The 23,626-nt window shown below is 73.6% G+C and carries 21 protein-coding genes; 4 read left to right on the top strand and 17 right to left on the bottom strand.

What is annotated here, in order from left to right; genetic code table 11:
- Nucleotides 1–401: 401 nt before the first annotated feature.
- The gene (locus PUR71_RS20875; RefSeq protein WP_329928573.1) at nt 402–581 is read left to right on the top strand and encodes a hypothetical protein; all 180 of its coding nucleotides are present in this window, start codon (nt 402–404) and stop codon (nt 579–581) included.
- A gap of 248 nt (nt 582–829) precedes the next feature.
- Here the strand turns inward: PUR71_RS20875 and PUR71_RS20870 are convergent, their stop codons facing one another.
- The 4 genes from PUR71_RS20870 to PUR71_RS20855 all read right to left on the bottom strand — a co-directional run bounded on the left by PUR71_RS20870 (nt 830) and on the right by PUR71_RS20855 (nt 5,383).
- Complete coding sequence (locus PUR71_RS20870) at nt 830–1,819, bottom strand: aromatic ring-hydroxylating oxygenase subunit alpha (RefSeq protein ID WP_329928572.1); 990 nt, start codon at nt 1,817–1,819, stop codon at nt 830–832.
- 5 nt (nt 1,820–1,824) lie between these two features.
- Nucleotides 1,825–2,694, bottom strand: coding sequence for a methyltransferase domain-containing protein (locus tag PUR71_RS20865; RefSeq protein ID WP_329928571.1), 870 nt, complete (start codon nt 2,692–2,694; stop codon nt 1,825–1,827).
- A gap of 683 nt (nt 2,695–3,377) precedes the next feature.
- On the bottom strand, nt 3,378–4,505 hold the full coding sequence (locus PUR71_RS20860; protein ID WP_329928570.1) for a PucR family transcriptional regulator: 1,128 nt from the start codon (nt 4,503–4,505) through the stop codon (nt 3,378–3,380).
- A 59-nt stretch (nt 4,506–4,564) separates the two neighbouring features.
- Entirely contained in the window at nt 4,565–5,383 is an 819-nt protein-coding gene (locus PUR71_RS20855; protein WP_329928569.1) for a GntR family transcriptional regulator, read from the bottom strand.
- A 197-nt stretch (nt 5,384–5,580) separates the two neighbouring features.
- Here PUR71_RS20855 and PUR71_RS20850 point away from each other — a divergent pair, with 197 nt between their 5' ends.
- Nucleotides 5,581–6,348, top strand: a complete 768-nt coding sequence (locus PUR71_RS20850) for a tyrosine-protein phosphatase (RefSeq protein WP_329928568.1) — start codon at nt 5,581–5,583, stop codon at nt 6,346–6,348.
- 221 nt (nt 6,349–6,569) lie between these two features.
- Here PUR71_RS20850 and PUR71_RS20845 read toward each other — a convergent pair whose 3' ends face one another.
- Both PUR71_RS20845 and PUR71_RS20840 read right to left on the bottom strand, forming a co-directional pair.
- Nucleotides 6,570–7,412: an ABC transporter permease gene (locus tag PUR71_RS20845; RefSeq protein ID WP_329928567.1), complete on the bottom strand. Its 843-nt coding sequence runs from the start codon at nt 7,410–7,412 to the stop codon at nt 6,570–6,572.
- Entirely contained in the window at nt 7,409–8,320 is a 912-nt protein-coding gene (locus PUR71_RS20840) for an ABC transporter ATP-binding protein (protein ID WP_329928566.1), read from the bottom strand. The genes PUR71_RS20845 and PUR71_RS20840 overlap by 4 nt, the downstream gene beginning before the upstream one ends.
- Before the next feature lie 153 nt (nt 8,321–8,473).
- On the opposite strand from PUR71_RS20840, the gene PUR71_RS20835 reads away from it, so the two are divergent.
- Together PUR71_RS20835 and PUR71_RS20830 are read left to right on the top strand one after the other, a co-directional pair.
- The gene (locus PUR71_RS20835; protein ID WP_329928565.1) at nt 8,474–9,676 is read left to right on the top strand and encodes a sensor histidine kinase; all 1,203 of its coding nucleotides are present in this window, start codon (nt 8,474–8,476) and stop codon (nt 9,674–9,676) included.
- Entirely contained in the window at nt 9,673–10,329 is a 657-nt protein-coding gene (locus tag PUR71_RS20830; RefSeq protein ID WP_329928564.1) for a response regulator transcription factor, read from the top strand. Before PUR71_RS20835 ends, PUR71_RS20830 begins: the two co-directional genes overlap by 4 nt.
- A gap of 172 nt (nt 10,330–10,501) precedes the next feature.
- Here the strand turns inward: PUR71_RS20830 and PUR71_RS20825 are convergent, their stop codons facing one another.
- From PUR71_RS20825 to PUR71_RS20775, 11 genes are all read right to left on the bottom strand, one after another.
- On the bottom strand, nt 10,502–11,596 hold the full coding sequence (locus PUR71_RS20825; RefSeq protein WP_329928563.1) for a hypothetical protein: 1,095 nt from the start codon (nt 11,594–11,596) through the stop codon (nt 10,502–10,504).
- Between the two features lie 279 nt (nt 11,597–11,875).
- Nucleotides 11,876–13,057 (bottom strand): MFS transporter, encoded by a 1,182-nt coding sequence (locus PUR71_RS20820; protein ID WP_329928562.1) that lies wholly within the window; start codon nt 13,055–13,057, stop codon nt 11,876–11,878.
- A 113-nt stretch (nt 13,058–13,170) separates the two neighbouring features.
- Entirely contained in the window at nt 13,171–13,713 is a 543-nt protein-coding gene (locus PUR71_RS20815) for a hypothetical protein (RefSeq protein WP_329928561.1), read from the bottom strand.
- Nucleotides 13,714–13,778: 65 nt separating this feature from the next.
- Entirely contained in the window at nt 13,779–14,405 is a 627-nt protein-coding gene (locus PUR71_RS20810; protein ID WP_329928560.1) for a hypothetical protein, read from the bottom strand.
- A gap of 193 nt (nt 14,406–14,598) precedes the next feature.
- Nucleotides 14,599–15,618, bottom strand: coding sequence for an N-acetylglucosamine kinase (locus PUR71_RS20805; RefSeq protein ID WP_329928559.1), 1,020 nt, complete (start codon nt 15,616–15,618; stop codon nt 14,599–14,601).
- A 353-nt stretch (nt 15,619–15,971) separates the two neighbouring features.
- Nucleotides 15,972–17,264 carry a 6-phospho-beta-glucosidase gene (locus PUR71_RS20800; RefSeq protein ID WP_329928558.1) on the bottom strand — a complete coding sequence of 431 codons (1,293 nt, stop codon included), beginning with the start codon at nt 17,262–17,264 and terminating at the stop codon, nt 15,972–15,974.
- Nucleotides 17,264–18,175, bottom strand: coding sequence for a carbohydrate ABC transporter permease (locus PUR71_RS20795; RefSeq protein WP_329928557.1), 912 nt, complete (start codon nt 18,173–18,175; stop codon nt 17,264–17,266). Before PUR71_RS20795 ends, PUR71_RS20800 begins: the two co-directional genes overlap by 1 nt.
- Before the next feature lie 114 nt (nt 18,176–18,289).
- The gene (locus tag PUR71_RS20790) at nt 18,290–19,288 is read right to left on the bottom strand and encodes a carbohydrate ABC transporter permease (protein ID WP_329928556.1); all 999 of its coding nucleotides are present in this window, start codon (nt 19,286–19,288) and stop codon (nt 18,290–18,292) included.
- Nucleotides 19,289–19,335: 47 nt separating this feature from the next.
- On the bottom strand, nt 19,336–20,691 hold the full coding sequence (locus tag PUR71_RS20785; protein WP_329928555.1) for an ABC transporter substrate-binding protein: 1,356 nt from the start codon (nt 20,689–20,691) through the stop codon (nt 19,336–19,338).
- Nucleotides 20,692–20,826: 135 nt separating this feature from the next.
- Nucleotides 20,827–22,017: an ROK family transcriptional regulator gene (locus PUR71_RS20780; protein ID WP_329928554.1), complete on the bottom strand. Its 1,191-nt coding sequence runs from the start codon at nt 22,015–22,017 to the stop codon at nt 20,827–20,829.
- 262 nt (nt 22,018–22,279) lie between these two features.
- Nucleotides 22,280–23,458 carry a mechanosensitive ion channel family protein gene (locus PUR71_RS20775; RefSeq protein WP_443077501.1) on the bottom strand — a complete coding sequence of 393 codons (1,179 nt, stop codon included), beginning with the start codon at nt 23,456–23,458 and terminating at the stop codon, nt 22,280–22,282.
- Between the last annotated feature and the right edge of the window lie 168 nt (nt 23,459–23,626).

The raw sequence follows: 23,626 nt of genomic DNA, 5'->3' as shown, positions 1-23,626 counted from the left end.
TATACGTGTGGCACGTGCTGGCACTGCTCTCTGCCCGCCATCCGCGCGGGAAGTCGGCCGGTCCGACTTCCTGCGCATCGCTGGTCCTTTTTTCGTTCGTCCACGTGCGGCACCTGTCGGCGCTGCCCTTCCTCCGCCACCTCGCACGGGAAGTAGTCGTGGGGGCCGACTTCCTGGGTGGGCGAGGTTCGCAGGTCGCCGTGCGGGTCGCCTGCGCGAGAAGTCGGCCACGCCGACCTTCCGTGCGGGGCGCCCCTCGGCTCGAAGGTGAGCGCATGAGAAGTCGACCCGGTCGACTTCCTGTGCGACTTGGGGTGGGGATTCGGGGTGAAGGGGTGGCGGGGGCGTGTCTCCGGCGGGGTGGGGGCGTTGGGCGGGGTGTGGGCGATGGTGTTGCGGCGATGGGCGAGGAAACGTTTCTGCAGGATGCTGCCGGAGTGCCGATCTACGCCGAGCTGGTGCGGCTCTGGTGGGCGGAGGGGCGGGCGGTGCCGGGGGTGGCGGATCCGGTGTGGGAGAGTCTGGCGGCGCCGCCGCCGCTATGGGTGCCGGGTGGTGCCGGGGCGATAAAGCCCGGATGATCCACTGTCACCTCACCGAGGGTTCGTCGTGGGCGTCCCGCTGCGGGGAGGCCGTGGTGCAGCACGGCCCGTTACCCGAGAGGACGGTCCGCACGCTGGCCGCCGGGCTCGCCGAGGCACTGCACGAGGTGCACCGCGCCGGCCTGATCCACCAAGAATCGAGGCGCTGGGGCACGTGTCGGTTCACAAGGGCCTGGTCGCGCTCGCGGCGGGCGGGAAGGCGGCGCGGAGCTGACCGGCGGGGGCGGCTAGTCCGCCGGCGCCCCGTCGGCACGAGGCTCGGCGCGGCAGGCCTCCTCGCCGTAGAACTGCCGCGCCCAGCGCCGGAACAGCCCGATCGAGCGCTCCCCGGGCACCAGGCGCGGCTGCGCCAGGTAGCGCTTGTGGGCGAGCACCGGGCGGTCCTGCTTGATGATCCGCACGGCCGCCCGCAACGCCACCCACGACGCCGCCCGGTCCGCGGCCGCGCCGAGCACCCCGGGGACGCCCGCCGACGCGCTGCACGCCACCGCGAACCGCACCAGCGTCCGCCACGGCGCGACCGGCGTCGCCAGCACCCAGACCCGCAACCGGCCGCCCAGCTCCGGCAGTTCGGCCACGAGCCGCATCGTCCCGAGCCCGGCCAGGGCCACCGGCTGGTCCAGGCCGACCGCCCCGAGGCCGGGGAAGCGGGTGGTCGTGCGCTGGTGGATGGTGAACAGCGGGCCGGCGACCTCCGGCGGCGCGGTCTCCCGGGTGTCCAGGCCGTGCAGGACGGAGACGTGCCGGAAGTCGACGCCGTTCTCCATCACCTCCTGCGGGTGCGACAGCACCTCCCCGCGCCACCACGCGAGCGGCACCGCCCCGACCGGCGGCGGGAGTTCCCAGGTGGGCGGCTCGTCGGCGATCCCCCGCCAGACGTACAGGACGCCGTCCCGTTCGGCGAGGTGGTGGTGCGCCAGGCCGGCCCGCAGCCGGGTGCCGTCCGGCGCGCCCGTGCACGAGCCGTCCGGCCCGAACGCGAAGCCGTGGAACGGGCAGACGAGGTCCTCGCCCCGGACGGTCCCGCCCGCCCCGAAGTGCGCGCCCAGGTGAGGGCAGTGCGGGCCGACCGCGCGCAGCGTGCCGCGCCGGGTGCGGTACAGCACGACGTCCTCGCCCATCAGGCGGGCCGTCCGCACCCGGCCGGGCGGGACGTCCCGGGCGAGGCCGACGCAGAACCAGCCGCTCGGGTACGGCAGGGGGGCGGCGTTCGTCATGCGGTTCACCTCGGAGACCGAGCGGCGAGCGGTTTGACGGCGGTGTGGACGTACCAGGCGACGTATTCCCGCACGGCGTACATCTCCACCGTGGAACGGAGGTTGAGCCAGCGCGCCGGATCCCCGAACCGGCGCAGCACCGCCCACGGCAGCCGGAAGTACGCGTACACGGCCTCCGTCGTCGGCGTGTAGTACGGCGTGGCGTCCAGCGCCTCCTCGACCTCGAACCCGGCCTCGGCGAGCAGCCGCGGGAGGTTGCGGGCGTGGTAGACCTTGGCGCCCGTCATCACCATCGCGTCCAGGTACGGTTCGAGCAACGCCCGTGCGTCCGGCGCCATTTCGTCCAGCGGGACGGTGCTCATGGGGCCGAGCAGCACCAGCCGCCCGCCCGGGCGCAGCACCCGGTGCAACTCGGCGAGGGCACGCGGTGGATCGTAGGAGTGGACGAGCGTCTCCATCGAGTACGCGCCGTCGAACGTGCCGTCGCGGAACGGGAGCCGGTGGTAGTCGCCCCACGCGAAGACGGTGCGGTCGGACAGTCCCGCGCGGGCGCTCAGCCGGTTCGCCTCGTCGACGTGGAAGTCCAGGACGTCGACGCCGGTGACCGCGAGCCCGAACCGGAGCGCCATCGCGCGCGCCACCACGCCCGCTCCGGCGCCGGCGTCCAGTACGCCGGCGCCCGGCGGCAGCGCGAGCTTGCGGCCGAGCACGTCCTCCAGCTGCCGCTGCGCCCGCCAGAGGCGCCACTTCGACTGACCGGGCTCGGTCCACCCCCAGTGCCGGGCGTTGCGGGCCACCCGGGTGTAGAACAGCCGGCTGCCCGCCCGCCCGTAGACCCGGCGCAGTCCGGCGAGATCGGGTTCCTGAGCGATCATGCGGACAAGCTAGCCCCGCGCGTGAGGCGCGGACTCGCGCGCCACGCGCGGGGCTCGGTGGTGCGAGTTCTTGCGAAGAGCGGATCAGCCGACCATCGTCTTCCGCGGCCAGGCGGCGATGAGCCCCATCGCCCCGTCCACCTTCGTGATCGTGCCGTGCCCGGTGGCCGGGGCCAGGCGCACGGCGGTGGCCCCGGACGGCCTTCGAGCCGGTGAACCGTCGGCTCGCGCGGCGGGCGCGGTGGCCGGTCGCGCCGGCACAGTGTCCCCCGACACCGTGGCCGACGTGACCGGCATACCCCCCCGGTGCCCATCGGCACGTGCCCCCCGACACGGTGCCCGGCACCTCCGGTGCGGCCGACGCCATCCCCTGTCGGGCGCCGACCCGCGGCCGTCGGTCGGAACCCGGCGACGGCCGCCGGCGCCGGGCCCGCCGGCACCGCCGGACAGCCCGCCACGGCCACGACGTCCCCCCGTCGCGGGCCGCGCCCCCCGAGCGCGCTCCGGCGGCACCGCACACCTCGGCGCCACGGAGATCGTGGCAGTACGGAGGCCCTCCGCACATTGCCAGGATCCGGCAATCTTGACGCCCCTTTGACACCCGGAAACGCGCCTCCGCCCGAGTGCCCCCCGCCCCGCCCCCGCCCTGGCCCCCCGGCCAAGCGCACCCGCCGCCCGCCCGGCTACAGCGGCTGCTCCGGCCAGTTCAGGAGCCGGGCCCCCATGGCCGCCGTCTCCAGGGTGAAGCGCTGCAGTGCGTCGGACGGGTCGTAGCCGGTCAGGGCCTTGATCCGCTCCAGGCGGTAGCCCAGGGTCCGGACGCTCAGGCCCAGGCGGCGGGCGGCCTCCGCGTTGACGTAGGCCGTCTCCGACTGGACCACGATCGTGTCCAGCAGCGGGCGGGCTCCGCCCCTCGCCTCCGTCAGCGGGCCCAGGACCGTCCGCACGAGGTCCGCCATGGCCGCGCGGTCGCGCATCAGCACCGGGAAGACGAGGAGCTCCTCCGCCTTCAACTGCTGTGCCGGGAGGGCGAGTCGCTCCGCGGCGTCGAGCGCCCCCAGGGCCTCCTCGTAGCTGCGCAGCACGCCGCTCGCGCCCGAGTGGCGGCGGCCCGTCGCCACCCGCCGGACCGGGCGGTAGCCGGTGCCGGGGCGCAGGGCGAGTTCGGTGAACGCCTCCAGCACCACGCGCTCGCTGTCCGGGGCGATGCACACCAGCCGGCCGTCCTTGCCGGTCAGCAGGACGTCCCGCTCGCCGAAGCGCCCGACCAGTTCCCGTTCGACCCGGCTCGCCAGGTGGTGCACGTCCGCCGCCGGCCCGTCGACGGCGGCCACCGCGACGGCGTAGGCGCTGGCGAGTCGCAGGCCGAAGCGTTCGGCGCGTTCGGCGAGGGCACCGAGGTCCGTGCGGCCGTGCAGCAGGTCGTCGATGAACTCCCGCCGGGCCGCTTCCTCCTGGCGGGCCGCCATGCGCTGGGCGCGCTCGTGGCCCTCGCCGAGGGCGCCGAGGGCGGCCTCGGTCGCCGCGAGGACGGCGTCGCCGGTGCGGCGCAGGTCGCCGACGCCGCTCGCCGCGGTGACGTCCGGCAGGGTGTGCCAGGCCCGGCGGGTGGCGGCCAGGCCGTGGGCGACCACCTCGCGCAGGCCGTAGCCGGCTTCGGCGCAGTGCTCGCCGAGGGTGCGCAGGTGTTCCAGTTCGGCGCGGCGCGGGAGCCGGCCGGTGTGGGCGACCTGGGCGAGCAAGTCCGTGCAGGCGGTGGCCAGTTCGGCGGTCAGGCCGGGGTCGGATCCGGGTTCGTTCCCCGCCGTCATCGTGTTCCGCCCCGCTTTTCGTTCGTGCCCGTCACCGGCGCGGAACCCTAGCAGGAGCGTTACGGCGCCTCCGGCGCAGGCCCGCCCCCGCCCGGCGCCGGCTCGTCGGTCCCCGCCCCCGGCTCGCGGAAGTGCAGGACGAAGCGCGCGCTGCTGCCGTCGATCCGCCGCCGCACGTACAGCGCCGGCGCGCCGTCCGGGGTGCAGCTGACGCCCTCGCGCACGAGCAGTGGCGTGCCCGCCGGGACGCCGAGGAGTTCGGCGTCGGCGAGGTCGGCGCCGATCGCGCCGAAGGCCCGCCAGTCGTACTCCAGCTCGACGCCGACGGCGCGGGCGAGGTCGAGCACCAGGTTGCCGGGGCGGCCGGGCCGGACGAGCTCGCGGGGCAGCGGCCCGAACGGCATCCAGTAGCTGCACGCCGCGCGGGCCCGCCCGCCGAGGCGGATCACCGTGTCGACGCGCGACAGTTCGCCCGGTTCGCGGCCCAGCTGCCGGGCGGCCTCCTCGTCCTCCGCCGAGCCGGACACCGGCCGTGCGCCGAGGACGAACTCCCCGTCCTCTCCTCCCGAGGCCCCGGGCAGTGCGCGGTGCACGCTCCCGAGGTCGAACCGCTGGCTGCGCGGGTCCACCGTGATCGACACGCGCACCGCCGGGGGCCGCACGAACGTGCCGACCCCGCGCCGGATCTCGACCACGGCCGCGCGCTCCAGCTCCGCCACCGCCTGCCGGACGGTGAGCCGGTTCACGCCGAACTCGGCGCTCAGCTCCGGCTCGCTGGGCAGCCGGGCGCCCGCCGGGTACGCGCCGGCGTCGATCCGCTCCTGGAGCTGTCGCGCCAGGCGGCGGTAGAGGGGGGTGCTGGGAGGGTAGGTCGCCACGGGCACGATCCTACGAAGCCCGCTCCTGCGCGGGTTCCCGGCTCGACGGTCCGCCGGCTCGACGATCCGACCCCGGAGCGGTGCCATGGAAGGTAGCCCCGGAGGAGGGCGGCTTGCCCGCGACCCCCCGGAGCGGTTAGACATCTGGATGACACATCTAGATGTCTAGATGCCCTCTCGAAAGGCATAGGCCGCGCATGTCCCTGGTCAACTTCCGCGACTCCGCCGTCCTCGGCGACCCCGAGGGCCTGCGGGTGCGCCCCGGTGTGCTCTACCGCTCCGCCCAGCCGTTCCCGGCCGCCGACGCGGCGACCGTCGAGCAGCTGCGGGCCTGCGACATCCGCACCATCGTCGACCTGCGGGACGGCTCCGAGACCGACCCGGCCGACTGGGCCGCCGCCGAGTCCGCCGGCATAGCCGTCGTCGCGGCCCCGGTGAACCCGGCCACCGACGGGCTCGCCGAGCGCATGCGCACCATGGCCACCGCCGCCGACCTCGGCGACTTCTACGTGCTGATGGCCGAGTCCGCCCCCGCGGCCGTCGTCGCCGCCGTCGAGGCCGCGGCCCGTCCGGGCGCCGTCCTGCTGCACTGTGCGGCAGGCAAGGACCGCACCGGCCTGCTCACCGCGCTGCTGCTCGACCTGCTGGGCGTCCCGGCCGAGCTCATCGTCGCCGACTACGTCCGCACCGCCGACGCCCTGCCGCAGATCTTCGCCGGCCTCGCCGACCGCCACCGCACCGCCCTCAACGACCGGCCCGACCTGCACATCCCGGCCCCGCTGTTGCAGGCGCCGGCCGAGGCGATGGCCGTGTTCCTCGACCTGGTCCGCGCCCGCCACGGCGGCGCCGCCGCCTTCCTCCCGGCCTGTGGCGTGAGCGAGGAGACGCTGTCCGCCTTCCGCGCCAAGGCCGCCGTGAGCGATGCCACCGCCATGGCCGACGCCGTCGAGCCCGCCGTCGGCTGACGCCGGGGGCCCCGCGAATCCCGCTGCCGCCGCCCAGACCCTGCCGGCAGGGTGCCCCGGCATGGCCGCGCTGTGCGAGATCCGGGCCGACCACGACGAGCGGACGATCGTCATCCGCCGGGCGTACGCCCCCGACGCTGGCCCCGATCCGGCGCTGGCGGCGGCGGGGCGGTTGCGCCGGCTGATGCACCGCGGCCTGGGGCTCACGCGTCCCGCCGCGCTCACACGTCCCGGCGCCCCACCAGGACCATCGTGACCACCACGGCGGCCGCGCCCCACACCCCCATCGTGATCCACGAGTCCAGCACGCTCGGCGCGTACTTCCCCATCGTGGTGGTCGAGTCGGGGTTGATGGAGAGCCGCTGCACGGTGGCCAGCGGCAGGTGGGTGCCGATCTCCTTGAGCCACCGGTAGCGGTCCCCGCCGAACATCATCGGCAGGATGAACAGCAGCATCACCAGCGAGACGATCGACGCGGTGGCGTGCCGCAGCAGCGCCCCCAGCGCCATCCCGATCAGCGCGCAGACCGGCACGATCGCCGCGTAGCCGAGGACGGCCCGCAGGCAGCCGTCGTCGGTGACGGAGAGCCCGACGTGCCGGGAGGCCAGCATCGCGTTGGTGGCGAAGAAGGAGCCCGCCGACACCACCGCCCCGGCGAGCGCGGTGATCCCGCCGATCAGCAGCACCTTGGCGCCGATCACCCCGCGCCGGTCGGGCACGGCGGCGAACGTCGTGCGGATCAGCCCGGTGGTGTACTCGCCGAAGACGGTGATCGCCCCGAGGCTGCCCGCCGCGACCGCCATCAGCGCGCTCGAGATGCTGCCGAGCCCGTGGAACAGGGGGTCGTACGTGTACGGCGGCTGTCCGGGCATCCGGGCGGGCGGGTGGTCGATGTACGTCAGGTCGGTGTGGACGGCGTTGACGTTGACCGCGATCGCCACCAGCGAGGCGAGCGCGAGCACCCAGTACGTGGAGCGCAGCGAGCGGAGCTTGATCCACTCGGCGGCGAGCAGGTCGGTGAAGCGCGGCAGCGATGCCTCGGGGTGAACGGTCACGGCACTCATCGGGCTTCTCCTGCCAGGTACTCGACGCTGTGGGCGGTCAGGGACATGAACGCGGACTCCAGGGAGGATGTACGGGGGGCGAGCTCGTGCAGCACCACGCCGTGCCGCAGGGCCAGTTCGCCGATCCGGGCGGCGGGCAGACCGGTCACCAGGCAGGTGTCCGGCCCGTCGCGCCGCACCTCGCCGCCCGCGCCCGTCAACACCGGCAGGATTGCGGCCAGTTCGGGCGCCCGCACGGCCACGCCCGCCACCGCGTGCCGGGCCGAGAAGTCCGCGAGGCTCTCGTCCGCGATCAGCCGGCCCCGGCCGATCACGATCAGGCGGTCGGCGGTGTGCTCCATCTCGGCCATCATGTGGCTGGAGACGAAGACCGTCCGCCCCTCGTCCGCGAGGCGCCGGAACAGTCCGCGCACCCACAGCACGCCCTCCGGGTCCAGCCCGTTGAGCGGCTCGTCGAAGAGCAGGACCGGCGGATCGCCCAGCAGCGCGCCGGCGATGCCCAGCCGCTGCTTCATGCCCAGCGAGTACCCGCCGATCCGCCGCCCGGCGGCCTTGCCGAGCCCGACCTCCGCCAGCACCTGGTCCACCCGCCCGAGCGGGATCCGGTTGCTGCGGGCCAGTGCCGCGAGGTGCGCCCGGGCGCTGCGCCCGCCGTGTACGTCCTGGGCGTCCAGCAGGGCACCGACGTGCCGCAGGCCGCGCGGGCGGCCGGCGAACGGGACGCCGTCGACGGTGACGGTGCCGCTGGTGGGCGCGTTGAGCCCCAGGACCATCCGCAGGGTGGTGGACTTGCCGGCGCCGTTGGGGCCGAGGAAGCCGGTGACGGTGCCCGGGCGGACGGTGAAGGTCAGGTCGTCGACGGCGAGCTTGTCGCCGTACCGCTTGTTGAGTCGCTCGATCTCGATCACGGGACAACGGTGCCCCTCGGGGCCGTGCACCGGCATCGGGCGACGGGACACACCGGACGGACCGTCGGGACACACCGGCGGCCCGCCTCTCGGCCCTGGGGATTAGGCCCGCGGACCACTGCGCGCCGTACGGATGATCGATACGATCGGGCGATGATCACCGAAGCCCGCCCGCCGCTGCTGCGGCGCCTGCCCCCGGGCGTGTGGGTGGCGGCGTTCTGGGCGGCCGTCGTCGTCTTCCGGTTCTTCACGCGCACCGACGAACTGCGCCACCTCCTCACCTACGACGGCAACCCCGAGGACATGCCGCTCGTCGTCACGGCGGTCGTCACCACGTCCGTCGCCACGCTGCTGGTGCGCCAGCCGCTCGCCGCCATCGCGGTGGCGCTCGGGGGCGGCCTCTTCTCGCTCGGCATGTGGAAGGTCCCCGAGACGACTGCCCTCCAGTTCCTCATCGCCGACGCCGTCGTGGGCTACTGCGCGGCCACCCGCTCCCGGCCCGTGTCCCTCGGCGCCGCCGGGATGCCGCTCGCCATGCTCCTCGGGCTGTTCCTCTGGGGCGCCCTCAACGGCTACCCCGTCAACCCGATGGCCTACGGCGGAATCGCCGCGACCGTCGCCATCGCCTGGCTCGTCGGCAACACCGTCCACCAGGGCCGCAGCCACGCCGAAGCCCTCCGCGGGCGCGCGACCGAACAGGCCGTCACCGCCGAACGGCTGCGCATCGCCCGCGAGTTGCACGACATGGTCGCCCACAACATCGGCATCATCGCGATCCAGGCCGGCATGGGCCGCCGCGTCATGGACACCCAGCCCACCGAGACCCGCAACGCCCTCGACGCCATCGAGGCCACCAGCCGCGAGACCCTCGCCGGACTGCGCCGCATGCTCGGCGCGCTGCGGCAGGGCGAGGGCGAGTCCGCGCCGCTCGACGTCGCGCCCGGACTGGCCGAGTTGGACCGGCTCGTGGCGAACAGCGCGGTCGCCGGCGTCCGCGTCGCGCTCACCCGCACCGGCGAGCCGCGCCGACTGCCCGCCGACGTCGACCTCGCCGCCTTCCGGATCGTCCAGGAGGCGGTGACCAACGTGGTCAAGCACTCCGGGACGAGGGACTGCCACGTCACCGTCGACTACGAGCCGGCCGCCGTCGCCGTCACCGTCGTCGACCTGGGAGCCGGCGGCAGCGCGGGCTCCGGCGCGCCCGGCTACGGCATCGCCGGCATGCGCGAGCGCGTCAGCCTGCTGAACGGCGGGTTCAGCGCAGGCCCGCGCCCCGAAGGCGGCTTCCGCGTCGCCGCCCGACTGCCGCTCCCCGCGGAACACCCCGCGGAACACCCCCTGGAGGTGGGACCGTGATCCGAGTCGTCCTGGTCGACGACCAGCCGCTCATCCGCACCGGACTGCGCGTGCTCATCGCCGACGCCCCCGACCTGGAGGTCGTCGGCGAGGCCGGTGACGGCGCCGCGGCCGTCGACCTGGTCACCCGGCTGCGCCCGGACGTCGCCGTCATGGACATCCGGATGCCCGGCGTCGACGGCATCGAGGCCACCCGCCGCATCGCCGCCGATCCCGGCGTGAACACCCACGTGCTCGTCCTCACCACCTTCGACGACGACGACTACGTGTACGGCGCGCTGCGCGCCGGCGCGAGCGGGTTCCTCGTCAAGGACCTCGCCCTGGAGACCATCCTCGACGGCATCCGGGTCGTCGCCGCCGGGGACGCCCTCATCGCACCGAGCGTCACCCGCCGCCTGATCGGCGAGTTCGCGGCCCGCCCGCGGTCCGCGCCGACGGCGCGCCGGCCCGTCGCCTCGACCGTCACCGAGCGCGAACGCGAGGTGCTCACGCTGGTCGGGCGGGGGCTGTCGAACGCCGAGATCGCCGAAGAACTCGTGATCAGCGTGGCCACGGCGAAGGCGCACGTCGCCCGGCTCTTCGCCAAACTCGCCGCCCGCGATCGCGTCCACCTGGTCATCCAGGCCTACGAGTTCGGCCTCGTCGCCCCGTAACCCCGCCGGCCCCCGGCCCTGCCGCTCGCCCCGGCTTCTGCCCTCACCCCACCCCTCGCCCCGTCCGGACACGGGAAAGCGCCGGGGCGGGCCCGCACTGCCCGCCCCGGCGCCTCTTTCCGGCGGCCTTCAGATGGTTCTCACGTGGTGCTCAGCCCGGTACTCCGGCACCTCACGGAACGACCGGGTGCGAGATCTCGCAGCCGCCCGCGCCGCCGTTGTAGTCGTTCGCCCAGGTGCCCTGCATCGCGAACGAGCCGGTCGCGAACGTCACGTTCTGCGCGCCGCCCACGCCGCCGGTGCCCTTCCAGGCGCACTTGTCGGCGTTCTCGTAACCGGTGGAGTCGGTCCAGCCGCCCGCCGGGTTCTGGTCGGTGACGGTCTCGGAGTACTCGTGGCCGTAGACGATCGTCACGCCGTCCAGCAGGCCCGCGCTGCCGCTGTTGACGTAGTTCTGGCCGCACGAGGTGCCCATGTCGGTGACGTACGGGTCGTTGGTGAACGCGATGTCGCCGTACGGGGATGCGGCCGCGCCGCCGCTCAGGGTGGTGTCGCCGTTCCAGTCGTGCCAGGCGCAGAAGCTGCCGCTGCTGGTGTTGAAGCCGTCCGGGTGGGTGCCCGTGGGGGAGAGCACCACGTACTGGACGTTGCGGTTGGCCGCCGAGGTGGTGTTGCCGAAGTGGCCGGCGGCCTTGATCGCCTCGTTGGCCAGCTGGTTGCCGGTGGCCTGGCCCGGCGCGGTGGCCGAGGTGTCGACCCAGACGCCGGCCAGCGCGCCACCGGTCGGGTAGCCGACGTGGGCGGCGGTGGACGGGCAGGAGGTCGCGCCCGTCGCGACGCCCTCGCAGTACTGGGTCATGACACCGGACCAGGTCTCGCTGTTCGTGCCCAGGCCCTTGAACAACTGCTGCGCGCGGACGGCCTCGCCGCTCGGGTCGCCGGAGAGCGTGGTGTAGCCGTTGGCGTCGGTGCCCTGGGTGCCCCACTGGGAGCCCCAGAAGACCAGGTAGACCTTGGGCGCCCCGGTCGTGACGCCGACGCCGTCGACCCCGCCGCCGAACTTGAGGTTGGACGTGCGCTTCCCGGCGGTGGCGGAACCGGCCGCCTCCTTGGTGGGGACGGTGCCGTGCCGGTAGGGGTGGGACGGCCCGGCGAACTCGCCGCTCGGCTGGTCCGCCTGCGCGGGCGCGGCGGCGGCGAAGCCCGCGGCGGCCAGCACCAGGGAGGAGAGACCGGTCAGGACTCTGGAGGAGGGGGACATGCCCATCGTGAGGGTTCCTCTCTGCTGCCGGCGCAGACTGTGGGGAGCGCCGGCAGGCCATGGGGGCGAAGGGAAGGCCTGAAGCAAAGCAGCGCTCTGACAGCGGGTCAACGAGACCGGAAGCAAAGGAAACCCAGCCGTACCGTAGCGAACTCCAAAAGGTCGCAGGTCAGCCCGCATCCATGCGCGTAGCGACGCCGTCTATCAACATTCGGAGGGGAGTTCCGCAACAGTATGGAGACCGCCCCCACAACCCACCGTGGCCCCGACGACCATTCGATGGGCTCAAGCGCCCTCGAGGTCACGTGCCGTCCCCTGTACAGGGTCCGGCTCCGGTACGACCACCGCAGCGACCAGCGGGAACACCACCACCGCCGCGTACGCCCACGCGTAGCCCGTCACGCCGATCAGCGCCCCCGCCGCCGGGGCGACGCCTGCCGCCACCGCGTTCTGCACCGTCGTGTGCACCCCCAGCGCGCGGCCCGCCCACGTGCCACCGGCGTACTCGGCCACCGCGGTGAACGACAGCCCGTTCGTCGACACCGTCACCACACCCGCTGCCATCAACGCGGCCGTCGCCGCCACCGAGTGCGCGAACGCCCCCGCGGCCAGCACCGCCAGCACGCCGGCCGCCGTCAGCGCCAGCCGCCGCATCGGCGCCGTCCGGCTCCCCGCCCGGTCCGACCACCAGCCCGCCGCCAACCGCGCCCCGGCCCCCGCCACCTGCACACCCGCCAGCACCGGACCGGCCGTCGACGGCGACCAGCCGCGCTCCTCCACCAGGAACACGAAGGCGAACACCGACACCGTGAACTGCGGTACGACCAGCAGGGTCGCCGCCGCGTGCAGCCGCCACAACACCGGCGTCCGGTAGGGGTTCCCGGCCCGCGCGCCGTGGCCGGCCCCGGCCCGTGCCGGATCCCGCACCAGCGCGACGACCAGGAGCGACGCCCCGATGCTCAACGCCCCGAGGACCACCAGCGCCAATGACCGTCCGTGTACGGCCAACGGCGGAAGCAGGAGCGCCGCCAGCGCGACCCCCAGCGGCAGCGAGGTCTGCCGGAGCCCCATCGCCAGCCCGCGCTCCCGCGCCGGGAACCACCCGAGGATCAACCGCCCGCTCGACGCGTGCGCCGACGCCCCGGCCGCGCCGGCGACCAGGAAACACACCGCCAACCCGACCGTCCCGCGCACCGCCGCCGCCCCCAGCAGCACCAGCCCCCCGACGCCGAGCCCCGAGGCCAGCACCCACCGCTCCCCCCAGCGGTCCGCCGCCGCGCCCCAGGCCGCGAGCGTCAACACCAACCCGACGGTGGGACAGGCCGCCACCAATCCCGCCCGCCCCAGCGACAACCCGGCCGCCCGCAAGGCCGGAATGAGGTACGGCAACCCGAACTGGAACGCACATCCCGAGGCCATCGCCACCATCCCGACGACCAACACCACCCACCGCCGCCCGTCACCCATACCCCTCACCCAACCCTGCCCGCCCCCACCGTCTCCACCCCCGCCCACCCAATGGACACCCCGCCCCAGGGCCGGCCGGCCCGACTTCCCACGCGCGAGCAGGCGGACGGACGTCAGTTCCCGTCCGGCGTCCCGGCGCCGTCCGTCTCCGAGGCCCCGTCCTCCAGGGTCTTGAGCCGTTCGGCGAGCACGAGCAGCATGTTCAGGCTGTGGTCGGACAGTCCCGAGGCGCGCTTGACCAGGCTGACCACCCCGGAGTTGCCGAGGGCCTGCCGGAGGTCCCCGAACGTGTCGAGCCGGTCGATCTGTTCGTCGACCTCGGCGGTCCCGCGGTCGTCGAGGAAGTAGGCCGCGCCCTGGCGGATGCCGAAGCCGCGGCCGAGCCAGTCGAGGGTGTCGACGGTCGGGTTGGGGCTCTGGCCCTTCTGCGTGACGCCGTGGTGGAGGTTGCGGATGGTGTCCTTGGAGATGACGTCGCGTCCGGCCAGGGTGTTGATGCGGTCGGCGAGTTCGCGGTAGGTGGGGGCGCGTCCGCCGGTCCGGGCGGCGTCGCGGGAGATCAGGTGGTCGATCTTGTCGGCGATGGCGCGGGCGCGGCCCGGCGGATGTACGGGCGCGGCGGGACGGTCCGTGCCGTCCGGCTCGTGTTCGCGCACGTCATCCGCCCCTCCCATCGATCGGGGCACCAACCTATCCCGGGGGTGGGGCCCCGCTGAATCCCCTACGGGCGGCCGAGTTCCGTGATCCGCATGATGCGCCCGTGCGAGTCGAGGACGACGTCGTACGTGTTGTCGTAGCAGCCGTCGGGGGCGGCGGGAGGGCGGGTGGCGAGGCAGGCGTCGAGGTGGGCGAGGAGTTCGGGGAGCGGCACCGGTCTGGCGGGATCGCCGTGCTGCCGGTCGGCGAGGGCGGCGTCGACGCCGGCGGCGGCGAAGGTGTAGCGCACCGGAGCGCCGACGGGCTCGAAGCGGTTCGGTGCACAGAGGTACCGGGTGGCCCGTGCGCTGAGGCCGGGACCGTCCGGGGAGCCCACGGCGTCCGCAGCACGTGCCGGGTCCGCGGCGACGACGCGCAGCACGGTGTGCCCGGGGTGCTCGCCGGCCGGGGAGCACGAGGCGGAGGGGGAGGGCAGCGCAGGGGCCGCCTCGACGGCGTCGTCCGGATCGTCGCGGGGGTCGCCGGGGTCGGCGGGGTCGGCGGGGTCGTCGTCCGGGCCGCTGGATTCGCCGGACGCGCTCACGGCCGTGGGGTTCTCGTCGACGGGGGTGCAGGCCGTGAGACCGGCGACGGTGAGGGCCACGGCGGCGCACGAGAGGAGGGCGGTGAGCAGCATGCGGGGCGTGGCCATGGCACCAGTCTCCCCGGCGAGGTGGCGGACGTGTGCGTCCAGTCGCCGCCGGGGTACGTCCGCTGCGGTCTCGGACGTCCGGTCGCCGACGCGGACATCCGGTTACACGGGTGCCGGCCGGAGTGCGGTTCCCGTCCCCGTCAGATGTGCGGACCCGACGGGGACGGGAAGCTGAGGAGGGATCAGCACCGCCTCACGCCGCGACCGCCCGCCCCGCCTCGTACGCCTCCCGCACCCGAGCCTGCGCCCGCGCGTCCCCGCCCAGGTGGTCGAGCCCGAGCAGTGCCGCCCCGAGCACCGGCGGCGCGACGACGACCCGCGGCTCGGCCCGCGGCGCGGCCTGCGCGAGCCGCGCGGTGACGTTGTCGAGGAGCAGCGGCTGCCGGGAGGCGAGCACCCCGCCGCCGAGCACGACGGGGGCGGGCGCGTCGAGCAGCTGCAGCCGGGTGAGCGCGACGACGGCGAGCCGGACGATCTCGTCGGCCTGCCGGTCGACGAGCTCCAGCGCGGTCGGGTCCCCCGCGTTCGCGACGGCGAACAGCACCCGGACGATCTCGTGCAGCCGGGCCGTCGGCAGGTGCCCGAGGTGGACGGCCTCGGCGACGGCGCCGGCGGTGGGCAGCCCGTAGTGCTCGGCGATGGCGCGGGCGAGGGCGGTGGGTCCGCCGCGCCCGTCCTCGGCGCGCACGGCGTGCCACATGCTGTGGTTGGCGAGGCTGGCGCCTCCGCCCCAGTCGCCGGTGAGCTCGCCGAGGGCGGGGAAGCGCGCGGTGCGGCCGTCCGGGAGGAGGCCGACGCAGTTGATGCCGGCGCCGCAGACGACGGCGACGCCGCGCGGGCCGTCGGTGCCGGCGCGCAGCAGGCCGAAGGTGTCGTTGACGACGGTGGTGCTGACGCCCCAGGGGTGGGACTCCAGCGCGGCGCGCAGCGCCTCCTCCTCGACGGGGAGGTCGGCGTTGGCGAGGCAGGCGCTGACGTGGGTGGTCAGCGGGCCGGTCCAGGACGGGTGGCCGGCCGCGCGGGCGGCCTCCTCGACCAGCGGGGCGAGGCCGGCGACGGCGGCCGGGCCGCCGATCTTCTGCGGTGCGAAGCCGCCGCCGCGGGCGGTGCCGAGGACGGTGCCGTCCGTGCCGATCAGGGCGACGTCGGTCTTGGAGTTGCCGGCGTCGATGGCGAGCACGCCGGGCAGGAGTGGTTCGGGCTGGTGGGTCATCACAACTGTCCGTCACGGTTCATGCGCGGATGGCAGGGGTGGCCTGTCCGGTCGGTGACGACCGAGCCGGCCGGGCCTACCGCCGGGCTGGCGGGAAGTCAGGTCTGTGGAGCTGATGCACGACCGATGGGTGGCACACCGTCCCTCTGCGGGTGGTCCCGGGTCGGCGGCCGGCTGGGACGCAGAAAAGCCCGGTCCGTGAGGGGTGGGCTCCCCCGGCTTCGGCTGGAGGAGGAGGTCACCAGGTCCCGGCGACTCGTCCGTGGCGTGGCCGTGGTCAGCGGTTGGGGCTCCTCACGGTCCGGCCCGCGATTCCCGGAGGGGAATGCGGGCCGGACCGAAGCCGACCTTGGTCAGGCCCAGGCGAGGTGCTCGCGGTTGTGGGCGAGCAGCCGGTCCGTCAGCCGGTCGGCGAGGTCGAACCGGCCGACCAGCGGGTGGGCGAGCAGCGCGTCGTACACGCGGTCGCGCCCGCCGCGCAGGGCGGCGTCGAGGGCGAGGTGCTCGTACGCGGTGACGGCCGCGACGAGCCCGGCGTAGAGCGGCTCGACGGCCCGCTGTGGCAGCGGCCGGACGCCGGCCGCGTCGACCTCCGCCGGCACCTCGATGACGGCGTCGTCGGGCAGGAAGGGCAGCACCCCGTCGTTGCGCGTGTTGACCACCTGGACGGACGGCACGGAGGTGCCGGTGCCCAGCAGAGCGGCGATGAGCTGGACGGCGGCCTCGGAGTAGAAGGCGCCGCCGCGCTCGCCCAGCAGTTCGGGCTTGGTGTCGAGGGCGGGGTCGGCGTACATCTCCAGCAACTGCCGCTCGATCTCGGCGACCTGTGCGGCCCGCGAGCCCTGCGCCTTGAGCTCCTCCACGACCTCGTCGTGCTGGTAGTAGTACCGCAGGTAGTAGGACGGGACGACGCCGAGCCGCTGCACGACGGCCTGCGGCAGGTGCAGGTCGTCGGCGATCTCCTTGCCGTGCGAGGCGAGGAGCTCCGGCAGCACCTCGCGCCCGTCGGCCGCGCCGGGGGCGTCGAGCAGGGTGACGCCGCGCTCCCAGGTGAGGTGGTTGAGCCCGACGTGGTCGAGCCGGACGAGCTCCGGCGCCACCCCGAGGTGCGCCGCGAACTTCCGCTGGAAGCCGATGGCGACGTTGCACAGGCCGACGGCCCTGTGCCCGGCCTCCTGCAGGGCGCGGGTGACGATGCCGACCGGGTTGGTGAAGTCGACGATCCAGGCGTCCGGGTTGGCCCGGCGGACGGTCTCGGCGATGTCCAGCACCACGGGGACGGTGCGCAGCGCCTTGGCGAGCCCGCCGGCCCCGGTGGTCTCCTGACCGACGCAGCCGCACTCCAGCGGCCACGTCTCGTCCTCGTTGCGGGCGGCCTGTCCGCCGACGCGCAGCTGGAGGAGGACGGCGTGGGCGCCGTCGACGCCCGCAGCGACGTCCGCGGTGGTGGTGACGACGGCCGGGTGGCCCTGTTTGGCGAAGATGCGCCGCGCCAGCCCGCCGATGAGCTCCAGCCGTTCGGCGGCCGGGTCGATCAGGACGAGCTCGCCGATCGGCAGGGTGTCCCGCAGCCGGGCGAAGCCGTCGATGAGCTCCGGGGTGTACGTCGAACCGCCGCCGACGATTGCCAACTTGAGTGCGGACATCAGCCCTTGACCCCTGTCAGTGTCACGCCTTCGATGAAGGCCTTCTGTGCGAAGAAGAAGAGGACGATCACCGGTGCCATCACGAGCAGAGTGGCGGCCATGGTGAGGTTCCAGTTGGTGTGGTGCGCGCCCTTGAAGGACTCCAAGCCGTAGGAGAGGGTCCAGGCGGCGTGGTTCTCGCTGGCGTAGATCTGCGGGCCGAAGTAGTCGTTCCAGCAGTAGAAGAACTGGAACAGGGCGACGGCGGCGATGGCCGGCTTGGCCATCGGCAGCACGACGCGCAGCAGGGTGCGCAGGTCGCCGCAGCCGTCGATCCGGGCCGCCTCGATGTACTCCTTGGGGATGGTGGTGAGGAACTGGCGCAGCAGGAAGATGGAGAAGGCGTCGCCGAAGGCCAGCGGGATGATCAGCGGCCACAGGGTGCCGGTGAGGTGCATCTGCTTCGCCCAGAACAGGTACATCGGGATGATGGTGACCTGCGGCGGCAGCATCATCATCGAGATGACCGCCATGAGCGCCAGCTTCCGGCCGCGGAAGCGGAACTTGGCGAGCGCGTAGGCGACCGGGAGGCTGGAGACGACGGTCAGCAGCGTGCCGGCGCCGGCGTAGACCAGGGTGTTGCGCCACCAGGTGAGGAACCCGGGCGCCTCCCACACCTTGGTGTAGTTGCCCCACTGCCAGGAGACGGGCCAGTAGCTGGTGGTCAGGGCCTGACTGTCCGTCATGACGGAGGTCAGGAACGCGAAGACGAAGGGGAGGATGAAGAACAGCGCGGCGGCGATGCCCAGCGCGTGGACGGCCACCCAGGTGAGCGCGGCGCGCCGCCGGGCGGCCCGCAGCGCGGCGCCGGCCGGGGCCGGTCCGCCGGGCGTGGTGGGCGACTTGGTGAGCGTGGGGGTGCTGGTGGTCATGGAAGGGTCCTCACTGGTCCGCGACCGGTCGCGACCGGTCGCGGCTCATCGCGGCTCATCGTGGCTCGTCGCGACCGGTCGCGGCTCATCGCGACCGATCCGCACGGAACTCGGCTAGTCCTCGCTCGCCATGAAGCCGGACCGGCGGCGCAGCAGGAGAGAGGTGACGGCCATCGCGATGGCGAACAGGACGAGGGCGACGACGCAGGCGGAGCCGGTGTCGAAGCGCTGGAAGCCGAGGTTGTACACCATCTGCGGCAGGGTCCAGGTGGAGCCCTGCGGGAAGCCGGGCTCGAACTGCTGCCCGGAGTTTCCCGCGATGCCGCTGGCGACCCGCCCGGCGACGATCGCCTGGGTGTAGTACTGCATGGTCTGGATCACGCCGGTGACCACGGCGAACGTGATGATCGGCGAGATGTTCGGCAGCGTGACGTAGCGGAAGCGCTGGAGCGGCCCGGCGCCGTCGAGTTCGGCGGCCTCGTACTGCTCCTTGGGCACGTCCAGCAGGGCGGCCATGAAGATGACCATCAGGTCGCCGATGCCCCACATGGCGAGCATGGTGAGCGCGGGCTTGGACCAGTTCGGGTCGGCGAACCAGCCGGGCTGCGGGAGCCCGAGCTCGCCGAGGAAGTGGTTGACCGGGCCGGTGCCGGGGTTGAGCAGGAACGCGAAGGAGACGGTCGCGGCCACCGGCGGGGCCAGGTAGGGCAGGTAGAAGGCGGTGCGGAAGAAGCCGACGCCGCTCTTGATCTTCGTGATGAGCAGCCCGATGCCGAGCCCGAACACCACGCGCAGGGACACCATGACGACGACGAGCCACAGGGTGTTGCGCAGGCCCTGCCAGAAGAAGGGGTAGTGGGCGAAGACGTAGTCCCAGTTCTTCAGCCCGTTGAAGGTGGGGGCCGAGAACCCGTCGTACTTCATGAAGGAGAAGTAGACGGTGGAGACCAGCGGGTACAGGAAGAAGACGCCGAAGCCGATCAGCCAGGGGGAGAGGAACGCGAGGGTGCGGGCCGCCTCCCGGCGGCGCTTCCGGCGCAGCAGGTGCTGCGTGGAGTGCGCCGCCGGGTCGGTGGGTCCGGTGCCCTTGCGGGTGCCGAACGCGAGTGCCATGGGGTGCTCCGAGTGCCGTGTTGCGTCGAACTGCCGTGGCGGGACGGTTACTTCGCCTGGGCGATGGCGGCGTCGATCTCCTTGGCGGTGGCGGCGAGGCCGGCCGCGAGGTCGGGCTGCTTGCCGGACTCGTACGCGTAGCCGAGGTTCTGCAGCGACACGATGTAGGCACCGCCGTTGGCGCTGGCCGGGGTGGTGCCGGAGTTCGGGTTCTTCGCGATGTCCAGGAAGGTCTTGAAGTTCGGGTCGCTGATGAGCTTCGGCGAGTCGAGCGCGTCGAAGGTGCTCGGCACGTTGTGGATCGCGTTGGCGAAGCCGACGACCGCGTCCGTGTCGGTGGTCAGGTACTTGACGAGCTCCCAGGCGGCGGCCTGCTTCTTGCTGCTGCGGGCGATGCCGATGACGGTGCCGGTCTGGTAGCCGCGGCCGTAGGTGGCGGCCTGGTCGTCCGGCACCGGGAACGGGGCGGTGGCCCAGTCGAAGTCGGGCTTGCTCTCGCTGAGCGAGTTGGTGCGCCACTCGCCGTCGATGGCCATGGCGACCTGGCCGGTGTGGAAGGGGTTCTTCTCGCTGAACTCCTCGCCGAAGGTCGAGCGGTACTTCTCCAGCTTGTCGAAGCCGCCGAGCTTGTCGACGAGGCCCTTCTGCCAGGTGAGCATCGCGGCGACCTTCGGGTCCGAGGCGATGGCCGACTTGCCGTCCGCGCCGAAGTACGCGGGCCCGTACTGGCCGAGGAAGTGCTCGGTGGTGGACTCGTAGCCGTGGTAGTCCGGCATGAAGCCGAGCTGCTTGAAGCCGTCGCCGTCCGGGACGGTGAGCTTGGCCGCGGCGTCGGCGAACTCGCTGAAGGTCTTCGGCGGGGCGGTGATGCCGGCGGCGGCGAAGGCCTTCTTGTTGTAGTAGAGGCCGTAGGCGTCGCCGAGCAGTGGCAGGGTGCACTGGTTGCCCTGGAACTGCGTGTAGTTGAGCATCGCCGACGGGAAGGTCCTGGCGGCGTCGACGCCGCTCTTGCGCAGCAACGGGTTGAGGTCGATGAAGGCCTTGGTCGAACAGAACATGCCGACGTTGTTGGTGGTGAAGGAGGAGACCACGTCCGGTGCGTCGTCGCCGCCGGCCCGCAGGGCCTGGTTGACCTTGTCGTCCGCGATGTTGCCCACGGCCTTGACGTGGATGTTCGGGTGGGCCTTCTCGAAGGCGGCGATGTTGTCGTTGATCGCCTTCACCTCGTTGTCCTGGCTCCAGCCGTGCCAGAAGGTGATGGTGACGTCCTTGCCGCTCGCCGAGTCGTCGCTGCCGCCGGCGTCGTTGGTGCCGGTGCAGGCGGTGGCGAGCAGGGCGAGGACGGCGCTGCCGGTGACGGCGGCGATCGCGCGGCGGCCTCTGCGGGAGGTGGCGGGGTGCACTTCGAGGTCCTCCTGGGGGTGCGCGGGCAGGCGTCATCGCCTCGTCGCCCGCGGTCGGGGGATGGGGAGAGGTGGGTGCGGGGGTGGATCGCGGGGGAGTCGGGGGAATCGGGGGTGTCGGCGAGGGAAGGGGGCTCAGTGGGTGGAGAAGACCGCCTCGCGGGCGGTCGCCAGGGCGCGCTGGAGCGCGCCGAGCAGGACGGGCGAACCGGACAGTGCGCTGCTGCGCACCTCCGGCCGGGCGATCGAGAGCCGGGCGAGTTCCTCCTGGACGAGCGCGCGCAGCCGTTCGCCGCCCGCGCTCGGCACCCCGCCGGAGAGGACCACCAGCTCGGGGTCGACGACGGCGACGATCACGGCCAGCCCGACGGCGATCCGGCCGGCCAGTTCGCGCAGGAACTCCTCGCCGGCGCCCGGGGTGGCCAGGGCCTTGGCGATGGTCTCCTCGGCGGTGGGCGCGCCGAGTCCGTGCTCGCGGGCCAGAGCCCGGACGGCGGCGGCGCCGACCAGGTCCTGGAACCCGCCGAAGTTGCGGCGGCGCACGTCCCGCACGACCGGTGAGCCGGGCACCGGCATGTAGCCGACCTCCCCGGCGCCGCCGGTGAAGCCGCGGTGCAGCCGCCCGGCGATCACGATCGCGGCCCCGATGCCGGCACCGGCCCACAGCAGGACGAAGTCCTCGGAGCCCCGCGCCGCGCCGGATGCCTGTTCGGCGACGGCGGCGAGGTTGACGTCGTTCTCGATCGACACGGGCGCGCCGATCTCCTCGGTCAGCTCCTCGACGAGCGTCGGCGAGTGCCAGCCGGCCAGGTGGGAGGCGTAGCGCAGCTTGCCGGTGACGGGATCGGGCGCACCGCTGACGCCGATCACGACGGTGTGCAGCGCGCCGTCGTCGAGCCCGGCCGCCCGCACCGTGTCCGCCACCGCCGCGGCGACCCGGGGGACGGTTCCGGCGGCCGGGGCGCCCTTCACCGGCACGACGTGCTCGGCGAGCGTGCCGCCGGTGATGTCGGCGACGGCGACCCGGATCCCGGTGGCCGTCACGTCCACCCCGGCGACGTGGCCGGCGGCCGGATTCACCTGGTACAGCTGCGCGTTGGGCCCGGGCCCGCCCGCCGTGGTGCCGACCGGCAGGACCAGCCCGGCCGCCTCCAGCCGGGCCAGCAGCTGGGAGGCGGTGGGCTTGGACAGCCCGGTGAGCGTGCCGATCTGGGTGCGGGAGAGCGGTCCGTTCTCCAGCAGCAGTTCGAGGGCGGCACGGTCGTTGATGGCGCGCAGCAGGCTGGGGGTGCCGGCGAGGGGGGCCTTGGCGGTGGTCTTGGTCACGCGCAGAATCCTCCTCTTCCGGCAGGTCGGGGGAACACCGGGGGGAACTCCCGAGGGGTGCCCCGGGAGGTCGGGGATGTCCGGAGTGAACTGTTAGGAAACTTTCCAGTCGCTTGGAAAGGACCGTACGGTCAGCGTCAGCGGAGTGTCAATGGCCCGCGGAGCGGTGGTTGCCGAAGCGTTACCGGGCAGCACGAAGCCCCGCCCCCACGTCCGTGGGAACGGGGCCCGTGTCGTCTTCTCCGGGGTGCCGCGAAGGGCGCTACGGCTTCGCGAGGTCGTCCATCGGCGGCTTCGGTGCCGGTATCGGCTCGGTCGCCTTGTAGCGCGCCGAGGTCGGGTCGGCCAGCGAGGACGGCGGAGACGGGTCCGGCGCCGCGGCGATCGCGACGCCCGTGGCGGCCGCCTCCTCCTTGACCTTGATCCCGGCGTGGTCGAAGGCCGTCTTCAGCCGCTGGCGCATCGCCCGGGCCACCGTCGCCGCCTTGCCCGGCGCCGTCCTGGCCTCGATCCGCACCACGACCGAGTCGGCCGCGACCGACTCCACGCCCAGCACCGACACCGGCGCCCAGATCAGCTCGTCGTACGGAGCCTCCTTGGACATCGCCTCGGTCGTCTCCTGGATCAGGTCCTCGGCCCGGAGCAGGTCCTCCTTGTACCCGACCTGGACGTCCACGGTGGCCGTGGACCAGCCCTGGCTCATGTTGGCGATCCGCTTCACCTCGCCGTTGCGGATGTACCAGATCTCGCCGTTCGCGCCGCGCAGCTTGGTCACCCGCAGGCCGACCTCCAGCACCGTGCCGGCCGCCACCCCGGTGTCGATCTCGTCGCCGACACCGTACTGGTCCTCCATGATCATGAATACGCCGGAGAGGAAGTCCGTGACCAGGTTGCGGGCGCCGAAGCCGATCGCCACACCGGCCACACCGGCGCTCGCCAGCAGCGGCGCGAGGTTCACCCCGAGCGCGGAGAGCACCATGAGCGCCGCCGTGCCGAGGATGCTGAACGACGCGACGCTGCGCAGCACCGAGCCGATCGCCTCCGAGCGCTGCTGGCGCCGCTCCGGGTTGACGACCCCGGTGTTGGCGAGCAGCCCGCCGATCCGGCCCTGTTCCTCGTGGCTCTCGTGGGCGCGTGCCATCCGGGTTATCAGTTGCGTGATGAGCTTGCGCACCACCGCCCGCAGTATCAGTGCCAGGACGATGATGAAGACGATCCGCACCCCGGAGGCGAGCCAGGACTGCCAGTGGGTGTCGAACCAGCTGGCGGCCTGCTTGGTGGTGTCGGAGACCTCCTGCGTGCTCGTCGGGATCCGCAGGTCCAGTTGCGGCAGCTGCGGCCCGGTCGGGCTGGAGGACGGCGTCGTCGGGTAGGAGGACGCGTCGGCGAGGCCGATGGCGCCGGAGCGGAACACGAGCGGGACCTTCCTTGCAGGGGGCATCACCCGGTCCCGTGCCGCAGCGAGCCCGACCCGCGGACCGTCGCCCAAGCCTAGCGGGCACCGAAGACCCGACCGGACCCGCCGAACGGCGCGCGGACCGCCCCGGACGCCCCGTCAACGCCCCGGTGCGCTCCCGCGCGCACCCGCCCGGGCACCGCCTCCTCACCG

The organism is Streptomyces sp. SP17BM10 (assembly GCF_036322405.1).
Classification (GTDB): Bacteria; Actinomycetota; Actinomycetes; order Streptomycetales; family Streptomycetaceae; genus Kitasatospora.
The sequence above is the reverse complement of the archived record's forward strand: the minus strand, read 5'-3'. Positions and strand labels throughout refer to the sequence as shown.